We start from the raw sequence: 12827 nt of genomic DNA, 5'->3' as shown, positions 1-12827 counted from the left end.
ACCCCAGCCCTCTCCCGGAGGGAGAGGGAGCCAACCGAGGTGTCTGGCGAATTACATCGACCTGAAAGACCTTATCGATTATGGATTCACCACAGCACGTTCAGGTCGGTGTACCTCTCAAGCATCCCCCAATCAGTCCCCTCTCCTTTTGGGAGAGGGTTAGGGTGAGGGGCTTTTACATCGGCGGCGTCACCCCATCCTTACCCGCAGAAATCGACTGCGCCGTCAGCGTGCCATCCGCACTCTGCGTGACGAACGTAACAATCTTCACCCCAACCTTCAGCAAACTCCGATCCCCGGGCACCAGATTGACGATCGGCACATCCTCCGGCACTAGAATCTTCTGCTGCCCGCCCTTGTAGTTCACCGTCAGCACCCGCCCGTTGCTCACCACCAGGTCGCCGACGCTGCCATTGGTCATGCTGCTGCCCTTGGCCAGATCGAACGACCGATGGCCGTCGCCGCTGCCCGCCAGTTCCGGCGGAAACACATGCACCTCCAGTGCCTTGAGCGTTCCATCCTCCTGAGGCATCGCCGCCGAACCAATGTAACTGCCGGGTTTGATGTCCTCGATATTGGCCAGGGTGACCGCGCGAACTTTGGTGTCACCAGTCAACTGGATCACCACGTTCTCACCGCTGTTGACGTGGACTTTGAGGCTGTCGGCGCTGACCCCGGTGATCTCGCCGCGCACGCCGAGGCGCATCCCCGGTGCGTCGGCGGCCTGTGCGCTCATCGCGCCGAGCAGGCTGATCAGGGCAATCGTTGCGGTGTGGCGAAGCGTCTGTCGAAACATTGCAATCCTCCGGTCATGAATGTTGAACAAGCCAATGCAAACATAAGCACGCTATCGAACAGGATGTAAGTGAATGTATCATCGACCCGCAACGGTCGGACGCAAGGTCCGCCGATGGATGACACGCCGCTAGCACCCCGTCATTGCGCAACGGAATAACTGATATCAACCGAAGGCGTCTTCTGCCCATCCGGTTTGCCCCATAGCCTTAGCGCATTCTTTCGCTGGATCGAGAAACCTTATGACCACCACCACTCACGCAATGACCCGAGGCATGGTGCTGCTGTTCGCCTTTTGCTGCGGCGCCATCGTTGCCAACATCTACTACGCACAGCCGATCATCGGCCTCATCGCGCCCGATATCGGCCTGAGCGACACCATGGCCAGCTTCATCGTCTCGCTGACGCAGATTGGCTATGCGCTGGGCCTGTTCTTTCTGGTGCCGCTGGGTGATCTGCTGGAGAACCGCCGGTTGATGATCATCACCACCGTGGTGGCGATTGCCAGCCTGTTGGCGGCGGCGTTTACCGATCAGCCGAATGTGTTTCTGCTGATCTCGTTGTTGGTGGGCTTCAGTTCGGTGTCGGTGCAGATTCTGATTCCTTTGGCGGCACACTTGGCGCCGGAAGAATCCCGTGGCCGAGTGGTCGGCGGGATCATGGGCGGTCTGCTGCTGGGTATTTTGCTGGCACGGCCGGTGTCGAGCGTGGTCGCCGACCATTTGGGTTGGCGCGCGATGTTCATGATTGCTGCCGCACTGATGGCGGCGATCAGCGTGGTACTGGCGTTGACGGTGCCCAAGCGCCAACCGGATCATAGCGCCACCTACGGCCAACTGATCGGTTCGCTGTGGACGTTGCTGCGCCAGCAACCGTTACTGCGCCAACGGGCGTTTTACCAGGGCTGCATGTTCGCCACGTTCAGCCTGTTCTGGACTGCCGTGCCGCTGGAACTGGCGCGTAACCATGGTCTGTCGCAAAGCGAGATCGCGATCTTCGCCTTGGTCGGCGCCATCGGTGCCATCGCCGCGCCAATCAGCGGACGTCTGGCTGACGCTGGCCACACCCGCATCGCCTCGCTGCTGGCCATGGTCTTCGCCAGCCTGAGCTTCCTGCCCGCCTTCATCCACCCGGCCTACAGCGTGATCGGTCTGGCCGTGACCGGCGTGGTCCTCGATTTCTGCGTACAGATGAACATGGTCCTCGGCCAGCGTGCGGTCTATTCGCTGGATGCGAAAAGCCGTGGTCGCTTGAACGCGCTGTACATGACCAGCATCTTCATAGGCGGCGCCTTCGGCTCGTCGGTGGCCAGTGCGGTGTATGAACATGGCGGCTGGTTGTGGATCGTGATTGTGGGAAGTGCGTTCCCGCTGTTGGCGTTGTTGCGGTTTTTGAGTGTTTCGCAGCGTGGTTCATTGGCGACGGCATAAGGCGCCAAAAGCTTCGCGAGCAGGCTCGCTCCCACAGGTTATTGATTGAACCTGGAGGAGCGATGAAGCTTAATAGCGAACCAGTTTCTCCATCGCCGCGTCTGCCAGAAAGGAGGAGCGGCTTTTGACGTTGTGTTCGCGCACATAACGATCGATGCGCTGAATCACATAACCGGGCAGCGTTACGTTGACCTTCTCGGTCTTGCCGAGATAGGGCGAAATGTCCAGCTCGAGCATGCCCCATCCCATGTCGGCAAAGTCCGGATTACTGCGATGAGCGGATGCCGAAGTCGGCATAGGAATCGACTCCCCGTCCGCCGCAATCTCCTGCAGCATGATGTGGGCGACTTCAACTGCCGCCTTGTAGGCATCTTCAAAGCTATCCCCTGCTGTAACGGCGCCGGGAATATCGGGGATCTGAATACCGATGGCAGTGTTCTCGTCTCCCCACTCGATACAGATTGGATATTGCATTATGGATCTCCTTCGAAACTGGCTGGCGGGTTGTACAACCCGGCACGTCTCCTGATGCTTTTGACTGTCCCCAACGGCAAATCCTTTTTCGGATGAGGAACGGGAATCGTGTAAGGGTTGTAACGGTGCCTGAAAATGTGATGACTGCCGGTAATCCGGTCCAGCGTCCAACCCGCCTCCTCCAGCTCCTTGATCAATAACCTGCTTTGCACCAATCGCCTCCTTGCCCCGGCCCATTAAAAGTAACCCTAGAGTTATCTTTACTCAAGCACGAAAATCCACAGAGCGACGTCCGGTTGTTTTACAGAGTGTGATTGAAACGCTAGATCCTGAGCTTTACGCAGCACTTCCTTGAGCAATTTCTGTGCGAACCCAACAGGCACACAGCAAAACGGCGATCCGAAGATCGCCGTTTGCATTCACTGCCCGAACTGCTTGCCCAATCCCGGTGGCACGCCGTGGATGTTGGTGTCTTCCCACGGGCCATTGGGGCTGACGGAGCGGCTCCAGCCGTTGTTCCAGCGGTAGTAGGTGCGCTGGCGGTAGAAGGTGTTGGTCTGGTCGTCGAGGACGTAGACGCCGAGTTTCTGGTCCCAGTGGCTGTTGCCGCCCGGTGGTGGGGCGAAGCTGGCTGAGGTGCGCGGGACGGGTTTTGCCGGTTTCGCCGGGATGCTTTTGCCCGGGGTTGGCGAGGTCGACGGCGTCGGGCTCGGTTGTGACGGCGGAATCGGCGGCAGGTTGGTCGTCGGTTCCGGTCGTTGCACCGCACATGCACTCAAGCCCAGGGCCAGTGTGAGGACTGTGATTCGGGCGATGGTGTGCATGGCGGTGCTTTCCTGTTGTGTCCGGCTATTTGTCCGGGCTGTCGATGGTCAGTTTTTGTAGCGCAGTGGTGCTGCTGGCCAGAGGGCCGCTGCGACCGACCCACTCACCGGCGGTCGGTTGACCAGCCCGTGAGATGCGCGCAACCAGTTGGACTTCAGGGAAGTTCGACAGTTTCAACTGCGGCATCATTGCGTCGGCATCGCCCAGTTCGACGGTCACCGGTAGATCGGCCACGGTTAGACGCTTGGCGGCCAGCGGTGCCGGCGGGCCAGAGGTGGCGCGGGCGAAGATAAACACGCTGTCACCCGGTTGCACTTTGCTTCTGAGTTCGCTGGCCAGATTGACGCTGACTTTCAAGAGCGCGGCTTTCGCGGCTACGGGCGCCTGAGCAACCTTGCCACCGCTGGCTTCCAGACGCTCGGCGGCGCGTTTGATCCCGCCTTGCAGCGCGGCGCGGGAGTTGTCGTCCGGCGGCAATTGCGCCAGCAAGCGGTTCCAGTAATCGATGGCTTCCTGATAACGCTCGCCTTCGAACGCAGCGATGCCGAGCAGACCAAGGCTGGTGACCTCTTTCGGATCGGCCTTCAGCGCCTCGTCAGTCAGGGCCTGAATCTTCGCCGACCACTTTTTGCCATCAGCAAAATACTGCGCCTGCGCCCACTGGCCGAGCAGTTCCGGTTGACGACCGGCCAGATTCGCGGCGCGTTCAAACATCTTCGCTGCGTCCGCCGGACGCTCCTGAGCCATGTAAGTACGACCGAGGAAATACAGGCCTTCCGCAGAGTCCGGTTGCGCCGCGACAGCACGTTCCAGACGCTGGGTCATCTCTTCCATGGACTGCGGTGCCTGGGCGAATTCGCGGGTCAGTTCGACTTTGTCGGCAGCGCCGAAATGCAGATAGAGACCCAGGCCCAACACCGGAACCAGCACAGCCGCCAACAACGGCAAGGGTTTACCCAGCTTGGACACACGCGGTGCGGCAACGCCTTCGGTATCCGCCAGCAACTCACGCGCCGCCTCGGCACGGCCGCTGTCCATTTGTGCCGCGTCGAGTACACCTTCAGCCTGTTGCGATTGCAACTCGGCGACACGCTCCTGATACAGCGCGACGTTCAGGGCAGTGCGATCCTCTTCACGCTGGGCGCGACGCTCACGCAAAACCGGGATCAGCAGAAAACTCAGGGCGACCAGAAGCAACAGCCCTGCGGCAAGCCAGAAATCAATCATTCTTGGTTTTTATCCAACAGTTGGTCGAGGCGCTGACGCTCTTCGCTGGACAGCGCTTGCGGGGTTTCGGCGCGCTGGCCGCGACGACGACGGACAATCACCGCGATCACCACCAAACCACCGAGCAACAGCCCGGCCGGGCCGAACCACAGCAGTGCGGTCTTGGCGTTGAGCGCCGGTTTGTAGCGGACGAAATCACCGTAGCGATCAACCATGAAATCGATGATCTGCTGGTTGTCCTTGCCCTCGCCGAGCATGCGGAAAATCTCTTTACGCAGGTCCGCGGCAATCGGCGCGTTGGAGTCGGCGATGTCCTGGTTCTGGCACTTGGGGCAGCGCAGTTCCTTGGTCAGTTCACGGAAACGCTCGCGATCACCTTCTTTGGCGAACTCATACGTATCGATCGCGGCATGGGCGACGCCGGCCAGACTCAAGCCCAAAACCACGGCAGCCAGAAAGCGCTTCATGGCTTGGCCTCGTCGACCAGCGCCTGATACTTGGCGGCGAGTTTTTCGCGCCAGACCTGCTCGTCGATCACGCCAACGTACTTGTCACGAATGATGCCCTTGGCGTCGATGAAGAAGGTTTCCGGTGCACCGTACACACCCAGATTGAGGCCCAGCGAGCCCTCTTCGTCGCGGATATCCAGCGCATACGGATTGTGGAACTCGGCCAGCCACTTCAAGGCATCGGCGTTGGTGTCTTTGTAGTTGATGCCGTAGATCACCACGCCACGCTCGGCGAGTTTGTTCAGCACCGGATGCTCGACCCGGCAGGAAATGCACCAGGTGCCCCAGACATTGACCAGCGCCGGTTTGCCGAGAATGTCAGCCTTGGTCAGGGTCTTGTCGCCCTGCACTGCCGGCAACGAAAACTCCGGGAACGGCTTGTTGATCATCGCCGACGGCAGTTCCGCCGGATCGAGGTACAGACCGCGATAAAGAAATACCGCCACCAGCAGGAAAATCGCCAGTGGCACCAGCATCAACCAACGTCTCATGCAGCCGCTCCCGTCATGCCCAGTGCTTCACGCACCTTGGCTTTCACCTTGACCCGATAACGTCGATCCAGCGCCGCCAGCAAACCACCCAAACCTGTGAGCAAACCGCCGAACCAGATCCAGCGCACAAACGGTTTGACGTGCACGCGCACCGCCCATGCGCCATTGTCCAGCGGCTCGCCGAGGGCAACGTAGAGGTCGCGAGTGAAACCAGCGTCGATCCCGGCTTCGGTCATCATCGAACTCTGCACGGTATACAGGCGTTTTTCCGGGTGCAGCACGCTGATTTCCTTGCCGTCGCGGATCACCCGAATGGTGCCCTTGTCGGAGGTGAAGTTCGGCCCTTCGAAGTGCTTGGCGCCTTCAAAGATGAAGTGATATCCGGCCAAGTCCATCGACTCGCCCGGCGCCAGACGCAGATCGCGCTCGGCACTGTTCTGGCTCGACAACACCACGCCCAACGCACACACGGCGATGCCGAGGTGGGCGATCTGCATGCCCCAATAGCTGCGAGTCAGCGTCGGCAGACCTTTGATCAAACCTTTGTGGCGAGTCTTGTCGACAATGTCGCGCGCACCGGCGAGCAACACCCACGCGGCGAGCAGGAAGGTCGCGATCACTGCCCAGTTGAAATCGCCGTAAGCGACACCAGCCACCACGGCCAGCGCGACGCTGCCGAGCAATACCGGGGTCAGCATGCCGGCCAGCCATTTCACCGGCGTGTCTTTCCAGCGCACGATCACGCCGATCGCCATCACCACCATCAGCAATCCCATCAACGGGATGAACAGCGCGTTGAAGTACGGCGGGCCAACCGACATCTTGGCGCCGCTCAGGGCATCGAGAATCAGTGGATAGAGCGTGCCGAGCAGGATCATCGATGCAGCAACGACCAGTACCAGGTTGTTACCCAGCAGCAGGGTTTCCCGCGACCACAGGTTGAAACCGACCTGACTCTTGACTACTGGTGCGCGCAGGGCGAACAGCGTCAGCGAGCCGCCGACCACAAACAACAGGAAGATCAGGATGAACACGCCGCGCTCCGGGTCAGAGGCAAACGCATGCACCGAGGTCAGCACGCCGGAACGCACGAGGAAGGTGCCGAGCAGGCTCAGCGAGAACGCGGCAATCGCCAGCAACACCGTCCAGCTCTTGAACACGCCACGTTTTTCCGTGACCGCCAGCGAGTGAATCAGCGCGGTGCCGACCAGCCAAGGCATGAACGAGGCGTTCTCCACCGGGTCCCAGAACCACCAACCGCCCCAGCCGAGTTCGTAATAGGCCCACCACGAACCGAGGGTAATGCCGATGCCGAGGAAGGCCCAGGCGACGATGGTCCATGGACGCGACCAGCGTGCCCACGCCGCATCAAGGCGACCGCCCATCAATGCCGCGATGGCAAAAGCGAACGCCACCGAAAAGCCGACATAACCCATGTACAACATCGGCGGATGCACGATCAGGCCGATGTCTTGCAACAACGGATTCAAGTCGGCGCCATTGCTGGGCATTTGCGGCAGGATGCGTTTGAACGGGTTGGACGTCAGGATCAGAAACAGCAGGAAACCGGTGCTGATCATGCCCATCACCGCCAGTACACGAGCGAGCATGACTTGCGGCAACTGCCGCGAGAACACCGACACGGCAAAGGTCCAGCCACCGAGAATCAGTGCCCACAGCAGCAACGAACCTTCGTGGGCGCCCCACACCGCGCTGAATTTGTAATACCACGGCAACGCGGTATTGGAGTTGTTCGCCACATACGCGACGGAGAAGTCATCGGTCATGAACGCGTAGGTCAGAATGCCGAACGCGAACAGCAGAAAAGCAAACTGGCCCCACGCTGCCGGCTGGGCCAGGCTCATCCAGAAACGGTCGCCACGCCAAGCACCGACCAATGGCACCACGGCCTGCACCAGGGCAAAACACAGGGCCAGAATCATCGCCAGATGGCCGAGCTCAGGAATAAAAATCGTCGACGTCATCGATCAACCCTCCTTCGCAGGCGTTGGTGCCGATTGACCACTGTCTTTCAAGGCTTTGGTCACTTCCGGTGGCATGTACTTCTCGTCGTGCTTGGCCAGCACTTCATCGGCCACCACCACGCCATCGGCGTTGAGCTTGCCGAGGGCGACAATGCCCTGCCCTTCGCGGAACAAGTCCGGGAGGATGCCGCGATAGGTGATGGTCACGGATTTGTTGAAGTCGGTGACGACGAATTTGACGTCGAGCGAATCCGGCGAGCGTTGCAGCGAACCCTTCTCGACCATGCCGCCAGCGCGGATGCGCGTGTCTTGCGGCGCTTCGCCGTTGGCAATCTGGGTCGGGGTGTAGAACAGATTGATGTTCTGCTGCAGGGCGCTGAGCGCCAGGCCGACGGCAGCGCCGACCCCGACCAGAATGGCCAGAATGATGATCAGACGTTTCTTGCGCAGCGGATTCACTTGCCGTTCTCCCGGCGCAGACGACGCGCCTCTTGTTGCAGATAGCGCTTGCGGGCCGCGATCGGCGCCACCACGTTGAGGATCAGCACCGCCAGACAGATGCCGTAGGCCGACCAGACATACAGGCCATGATGGCCCATGGCGAGGAAGTCGCCGAATGAAGCAAAACTCATCGAGCGGCCTCCAGACTGTGCTGCACTTCTTCTTTCACCCAACTGGCGCGGGCCTCACGCTTAAGCACTTCAAGACGCATGCGCAGCAACAGCACGGCGCCGAAGAAGCAGTAGAAACCCAGCACCGTCAGCAGCAGTGGCAGCCACATTTCGGCAGGCATTGCCGGTTTTTCAGTCAGGGTGAAGGTCGCGCCCTGGTGCAGGGTGTTCCACCACTCCACCGAGTATTTGATGATCGGGATGTTGATCACGCCGACGATGGCCAATACCGCACAGGCCTTGGCGGCACTGTCACGGTTGCTGATGGCATTGCCCAGCGCGATCACGCCGAAATACAGGAACAGCAGAATCAGCATCGAGGTCAGGCGCGCATCCCAGACCCACCACGAACCCCAGGTCGGTTTGCCCCAGATCGCCCCGGTGACCAGCGCCACGGCGGTCATCCACGCGCCGATCGGAGCAGCGCATTGCAGGGCGACGTCGGCCAGTTTCATCTTCCACACCAGCCCGACCACACCGCACACCGCCAGCATCACGTAGATCGACTGAGCGAGCATCGCGGCGGGTACGTGGATATAGATGATGCGAAAGCTGTTGCCTTGCTGATAATCCGGCGGCGCGAAGGCCAGGCCCCAAATTACGCCGACGCCGATCAGCAGCAACGCTGCGATGCTCAGCCATGGCAAGAACTTGCTGCTGATGCCGTAGAACCACTTGGGCGAGCCGAGCTTGTGAAACCAGGTCCAGTTCATACTGTTTCCATCACGGGTGCCGCTCATCGGTGTGAGCAGTCTCAGGGTCTTTGCTGGTTAAATTTTAACCAGACCTCATTATTCGCCGACGCTGATCTTCAGGCCAGCAGCTATTGCAAACGGTGTCAGGGTGATCGCCAGAGCGGTCAGGCTACCAAGCCACAGCAGATACCCGGTCGCCGGCATGCCTTGGAGGGCTGCCTGCAAAGCGCCACTGCCGAGGATCAACACCGGGATGTACAACGGCAGAATCAGCAGCGCCAGCAACAGGCCGCCACGTTTCAAACCGACCGTCAGTGCCGCGCCCACCGCGCCGAGTAAGCTCAACACCGGTGTTCCCAGCAGCAACGAAAACAGCAAAACCGGCAGGCAGGCGGCAGGTAAACCGAGCATCAACGCCAGCAACGGTGAGAGCAAAACCAGCGCAAGACCGGAGAAAAGCCAGTGTGCCAGCACCTTGGCCAAGACCAGAAGTGGCAACGGGTGCGACGAAAGGACCCACTGTTCCAGGGATCCGTCTTCGAAATCACTGCGGAACAGCCCGTCCAGTGAGAGCAGGACCGACAACAGCGCCGCCACCCAGACTAACCCGGGGGACAGGTTTTGCAACACTTGAGTTTCCGGGCCGACGGCCAGCGGGAACAACGCGATGACGATGGCGAAGAAAATCAGCGGATTGGCCAGTTCCGCCGGGCGGCGAAACAGCAGTCGGGATTCACGGGCAACCAGCAGGCCAAACACACTCATACTGCCCAGTTCCCCAGATCGATATCGCGATAACCGGCCGGCATCCGGCTCAGCGTGTGATGCGTGGTCAACACCACCAGGCCACCGCGTTCGCAGTGTCCAGCCAGATGCTCTTCGAGCTGCGCCACACCCTGTTTGTCGAGGGCGGTGAACGGTTCATCGAGAATCCACAGCGGCGGGCTGTCCAGATACAAGCGCGCCAGCGCCACGCGGCGTTGCTGGCCGGCGGAAAGGCTGTGGCAGGGAACATCTTCGAAACCGCGCAATCCTACAGCTGCCAGCGCTTGCCAGATGGCCTCGCGTTCGGCGGGATGATGCAGGGCGCAGAGCCACGACAGGTTCTCTTCCGGGGTCAGTAGATCCTTGATCCCGGCGGCGTGGCCGATCCACAGCAGGTTGCGTGCGAGTTCGCTACGTTGTTCGGTCAGCGGCTGGCCATTGAGCAGGACGTGCCCGGCGGTCGGCTGCATCAGCCCTGAAAGCAGACGCAACAGGCTGGTCTTGCCGCTGCCGTTGGGCCCGCTGATCTGCACCATATCGCCACTGGCGAGTCTCAATTCGAGGTTTTCGAAGAGCAGCCGCAGATCACGTTCACACGCGAGGGCAACGGTTTGCAGGACAGGACTGGTCAAGGGATCACGGGCCTTATACGGTTCAAGTCGGCTCTGGCGCGGCCGTTAAAGAGATGCAGCATAGATGCATTGACGGCTCGATCTAGAGAGCTGGGTCAAACAATTGCTATGTTTTTTATTCGAAGCGCAAGACGGGCGGCATTATACATGTCGTGCCTTACTCTCAAGAGTGCATTTTCCTCAGGTTGTGTCCGCGTATGACAGGCGAAATAAACATCCTCCCGCTCCCGCCCACCCCCCCGGCGACCGTTCGCCCGCAGGTCGGTGAGCTGCTCAAGCTGCTGACCCCGGTCGAAGGCCTGATCGGCGCCGGGCAAAGCGCCAAGGCCGAGGTGTTATCGCTCAAGCAGGCGGATCAGACTTTTCAGTTATTGCTCAAGGTGACCGTCGACGGCGGACGTCAGACCACCGTGCAAGCGACCAGCAATCTGCCGCTACCCCAAGGCACCAGTCTGGCGATCACTCAGCCCTCGGCGGGCAATCTGGCGATTACTGTGCAACAAGCCATTGCCAACAGCGTCGCCGCCCTCACCCGCATCGACACCGCACAATTGCCGGTCGGCACCCTGCTGCAAGGCAAGGTGCTGACCTCGCAGGCGCTGCCGCAGACGCCGGGGCAGGCAGCGGTGTTCCGCTCGCTGGTCAGTTTGCTCAACACCGCGCAGAGCGGCAGCACACTGACCATCGACAGCCCGCAGCCGCTGCGCATCGGCACTTTGCTGTCGGCGTTGGTCGAAGACGCACAAACCCTGAAATTCCTGCCGATGAGCAGTCGCCAGGAACAACTGGCCGTGAGTCAGCAACTGCTCGGCCAGCAAAGTCGTCAGGCGTCGCTGAGCGGGTTGTTGAACGCGCTGCAAAACCTGCCACCCGCCACCGACCAAACCTCTGCGGATCTACGCGCGGTGGTCGACAAGCTCCTTGCCAGCCTCCCGGACGTGCAACAACTGAGCACCGCCAAAGGCGTGGCCCTTGCCCTGGCCAACAGCGGCGTGTTCCTCGAAGGCAAACTGCTGACCGGGCAGAACCCGACGCTGGCACCGGACATGAAAGCCGATCTGCTCAAGCTGATCGCACAACTGACCCCCGGTTTGCCGAGCAGCACCAGTTTCAACGCAATCATCGCCGCCAACACCCTGGCGCAAGCGCTGCCGAGTTTCGTCCGTAACGCCCTCGGCATGCTCGGCCAGGTCAGCGCCAAACCTGTACCGAGCAGCTTCCCGCTGCCCGACCGCCTGCTGCAAAGTCTGGACGGCGAAGGCGATCTGGAACAGTTGTTGCGCCTCGCTGCTGCCGCTGTTTCGCGCCTGCAAAGCCATCAGCTGTCGAGCCTGGAGCAGACCGGCGTCACCGACGATGGGCGCCTGCTCAGCACCTGGCAACTGGAAATTCCCATGCGCAATCTGCAGGACATCGTGCCGTTGCAGGTCAAGTTTCAGCGTGAAGAAGCGCCGGAGCGAGAACCGCAACCCAACGAACGCCGCGACGAGCGCGAGCCCAAGCAGCAACTGTGGCGCGTCGATCTGGCGTTCGACATGGAACCGCTCGGGCCGATGCAGATTCAGGCGCAACTGATCGCCGGCAGCCTGTCCAGCCAACTGTGGGCCGAACGGCCATACACCGCCGAACTCATCGAAAACAACCTGTTTGCCCTGCGCCAGCGCCTGCTCGATCGCGGGCTGAACGTCGGCGACATCGACTGCCACCATGGCACCCCGCCGCAAGGCAACCAAACCCGTCTTGAACATCGCTGGGTCGACGAAACCGCATGAACGACTCCACTGCCCCACGCCAGGCCATCGCCCTCAAATACGACGGCAACCACGCGCCAACCCTCACCGCCAAAGGTGATGACGAACTGGCCGAAGAAATCCTGCGCATTGCTCGCGATTGCGAAGTCCCAATCTACGAGAACGCCGAGTTGGTGCGCTTGCTGGCGCGGATGGAACTGGGCGACAGCATTCCCGAAGAGTTGTACCGCACCATCGCCGAAATCATCGCGTTTGCGTGGAACCTGAAGGGCAAATTCCCCGAGGGGCAGGACCCGAATGCGCCGATGGTCGAGAAGGATGTTACCGAGCGTGGGGATGATTATTAAGCCCTGAAAGCAAAAGATCGCAGCCTTCGGCAGCGCCTACAGGGGAAACGCTAATCCTGATGTAGGAGCTGCCGAAGGCTGCGATCTTTTGATTTTGCTTGCCGCTTGAATCTTCTAGCGACGCGATCGCCCCGGCTCTGACTCGAAGCCCCACCCAGTTATACCGTTCATCGCAACTGTCAGATCTGACAGTTGCGCGAAAAGTCGCGGTTGTCGCCTGATGAAGTGAC

General features: G+C 60.5%; 16 protein-coding genes. 3 read left to right on the top strand and 13 right to left on the bottom strand.

Translation table 11 applies throughout. The annotated features are described in order from the left end of the window. Window positions 1-175: 175 nt before the first annotated feature. Window positions 176-796, bottom strand: a complete 621-nt coding sequence (locus CKW26_RS22375) for a DUF5666 domain-containing protein (RefSeq protein ID WP_095050207.1) — start codon at window positions 794-796, stop codon at window positions 176-178. A 241-nt stretch (window positions 797-1037) separates the two neighbouring features. Here CKW26_RS22375 and CKW26_RS22370 point away from each other — a divergent pair, with 241 nt between their 5' ends. Then, window positions 1038-2225 (top strand): MFS transporter, encoded by a 1188-nt coding sequence (locus CKW26_RS22370; RefSeq protein ID WP_095050206.1) that lies wholly within the window; start codon window positions 1038-1040, stop codon window positions 2223-2225. A 69-nt stretch (window positions 2226-2294) separates the two neighbouring features. Here the strand turns inward: CKW26_RS22370 and CKW26_RS22365 are convergent, their stop codons facing one another. The 12 genes from CKW26_RS22365 to ccmA form a co-directional block, all read right to left on the bottom strand. Next, a complete protein-coding gene (locus CKW26_RS22365) occupies window positions 2295-2699 on the bottom strand; it encodes a type II toxin-antitoxin system HicB family antitoxin (RefSeq protein WP_064390887.1) in 405 nt (134 codons plus the stop codon). Then, a complete protein-coding gene (locus CKW26_RS22360) occupies window positions 2699-2911 on the bottom strand; it encodes a type II toxin-antitoxin system HicA family toxin (protein WP_095050205.1) in 213 nt (70 codons plus the stop codon). The genes CKW26_RS22365 and CKW26_RS22360 overlap by 1 nt, the downstream gene beginning before the upstream one ends. 207 nt (window positions 2912-3118) lie before the next feature. After that, window positions 3119-3523, bottom strand: a complete 405-nt coding sequence (locus tag CKW26_RS22355) for a hypothetical protein (protein WP_016987493.1) — start codon at window positions 3521-3523, stop codon at window positions 3119-3121. A 25-nt stretch (window positions 3524-3548) separates the two neighbouring features. After that, window positions 3549-4751, bottom strand: coding sequence for a c-type cytochrome biogenesis protein CcmI (ccmI, locus tag CKW26_RS22350; protein WP_095050204.1), 1203 nt, complete (start codon window positions 4749-4751; stop codon window positions 3549-3551). Further along, window positions 4748-5218, bottom strand: coding sequence for a cytochrome c-type biogenesis protein (locus CKW26_RS22345; protein ID WP_095050203.1), 471 nt, complete (start codon window positions 5216-5218; stop codon window positions 4748-4750). The genes ccmI and CKW26_RS22345 overlap by 4 nt, the downstream gene beginning before the upstream one ends. Then, complete coding sequence (locus tag CKW26_RS22340; protein ID WP_093439831.1) at window positions 5215-5751, bottom strand: DsbE family thiol:disulfide interchange protein; 537 nt, start codon at window positions 5749-5751, stop codon at window positions 5215-5217. The genes CKW26_RS22345 and CKW26_RS22340 overlap by 4 nt, the downstream gene beginning before the upstream one ends. After that, a complete protein-coding gene (locus CKW26_RS22335) occupies window positions 5748-7736 on the bottom strand; it encodes a heme lyase CcmF/NrfE family subunit (protein WP_095050202.1) in 1989 nt (662 codons plus the stop codon). Before CKW26_RS22335 ends, CKW26_RS22340 begins: the two co-directional genes overlap by 4 nt. Before the next feature lie 3 nt (window positions 7737-7739). Further along, the gene (ccmE, locus tag CKW26_RS22330; RefSeq protein ID WP_085699419.1) at window positions 7740-8195 is read right to left on the bottom strand and encodes a cytochrome c maturation protein CcmE; all 456 of its coding nucleotides are present in this window, start codon (window positions 8193-8195) and stop codon (window positions 7740-7742) included. Then, window positions 8192-8368: a heme exporter protein CcmD gene (gene ccmD, locus CKW26_RS22325; protein WP_003222944.1), complete on the bottom strand. Its 177-nt coding sequence runs from the start codon at window positions 8366-8368 to the stop codon at window positions 8192-8194. The genes ccmE and ccmD overlap by 4 nt, the downstream gene beginning before the upstream one ends. Continuing rightward, window positions 8365-9120: a heme ABC transporter permease gene (gene ccmC / locus CKW26_RS22320; protein ID WP_095050201.1), complete on the bottom strand. Its 756-nt coding sequence runs from the start codon at window positions 9118-9120 to the stop codon at window positions 8365-8367. Before ccmC ends, ccmD begins: the two co-directional genes overlap by 4 nt. Before the next feature lie 78 nt (window positions 9121-9198). Then, window positions 9199-9867: a heme exporter protein CcmB gene (gene ccmB, locus CKW26_RS22315; protein WP_008083427.1), complete on the bottom strand. Its 669-nt coding sequence runs from the start codon at window positions 9865-9867 to the stop codon at window positions 9199-9201. Continuing rightward, window positions 9864-10499: a cytochrome c biogenesis heme-transporting ATPase CcmA gene (ccmA, locus tag CKW26_RS22310; protein ID WP_095050200.1), complete on the bottom strand. Its 636-nt coding sequence runs from the start codon at window positions 10497-10499 to the stop codon at window positions 9864-9866. The genes ccmB and ccmA overlap by 4 nt, the downstream gene beginning before the upstream one ends. A gap of 197 nt (window positions 10500-10696) precedes the next feature. Here ccmA and CKW26_RS22305 point away from each other — a divergent pair, with 197 nt between their 5' ends. After that, window positions 10697-12271 (top strand): flagellar hook-length control protein FliK, encoded by a 1575-nt coding sequence (locus CKW26_RS22305; RefSeq protein ID WP_095050199.1) that lies wholly within the window; start codon window positions 10697-10699, stop codon window positions 12269-12271. Continuing rightward, window positions 12268-12597 carry an EscU/YscU/HrcU family type III secretion system export apparatus switch protein gene (locus tag CKW26_RS22300; protein WP_095050198.1) on the top strand — a complete coding sequence of 110 codons (330 nt, stop codon included), beginning with the start codon at window positions 12268-12270 and terminating at the stop codon, window positions 12595-12597. Before CKW26_RS22305 ends, CKW26_RS22300 begins: the two co-directional genes overlap by 4 nt. Window positions 12598-12827 lie beyond the last annotated feature (230 nt).

Source organism: Pseudomonas sp. Irchel s3h9, assembly GCF_900187475.1.
GTDB classification, from domain to species: domain Bacteria; phylum Pseudomonadota; class Gammaproteobacteria; order Pseudomonadales; family Pseudomonadaceae; genus Aquipseudomonas; species Aquipseudomonas neuropathica.
This window is presented reverse-complemented; position numbering and strand designations above follow the sequence as displayed.

Bases quoted from the DNA above. Each gene is read 5' to 3' on its own strand.
- CKW26_RS22375 (WP_095050207.1), bottom strand. From the start codon at position 796: ATGTTTCGACAGACGCTTCGCCACACCGCAACGATTGCCCTGATCAGC.
- CKW26_RS22370 (WP_095050206.1), top strand. From the start codon at position 1,038: ATGACCACCACCACTCACGCAATGACCCGAGGCATGGTGCTGCTGTTC.
- CKW26_RS22365 (WP_064390887.1), bottom strand. From the start codon at position 2,699: ATGCAATATCCAATCTGTATCGAGTGGGGAGACGAGAACACTGCCATC.
- CKW26_RS22355 (WP_016987493.1), bottom strand. From the start codon at position 3,523: ATGCACACCATCGCCCGAATCACAGTCCTCACACTGGCCCTGGGCTTG.
- ccmI (WP_095050204.1), bottom strand. From the start codon at position 4,751: ATGATTGATTTCTGGCTTGCCGCAGGGCTGTTGCTTCTGGTCGCCCTG.
- CKW26_RS22345 (WP_095050203.1), bottom strand. From the start codon at position 5,218: ATGAAGCGCTTTCTGGCTGCCGTGGTTTTGGGCTTGAGTCTGGCCGGC.
- CKW26_RS22340 (WP_093439831.1), bottom strand. From the start codon at position 5,751: ATGAGACGTTGGTTGATGCTGGTGCCACTGGCGATTTTCCTGCTGGTG.
- CKW26_RS22335 (WP_095050202.1), bottom strand. From the start codon at position 7,736: ATGACGTCGACGATTTTTATTCCTGAGCTCGGCCATCTGGCGATGATT.
- ccmD (WP_003222944.1), bottom strand. From the start codon at position 8,368: ATGAGTTTTGCTTCATTCGGCGACTTCCTCGCCATGGGCCATCATGGC.
- ccmC (WP_095050201.1), bottom strand. From the start codon at position 9,120: ATGAACTGGACCTGGTTTCACAAGCTCGGCTCGCCCAAGTGGTTCTAC.
- ccmB (WP_008083427.1), bottom strand. From the start codon at position 9,867: ATGAGTGTGTTTGGCCTGCTGGTTGCCCGTGAATCCCGACTGCTGTTT.
- CKW26_RS22305 (WP_095050199.1), top strand. From the start codon at position 10,697: ATGACAGGCGAAATAAACATCCTCCCGCTCCCGCCCACCCCCCCGGCG.
- CKW26_RS22300 (WP_095050198.1), top strand. From the start codon at position 12,268: ATGAACGACTCCACTGCCCCACGCCAGGCCATCGCCCTCAAATACGAC.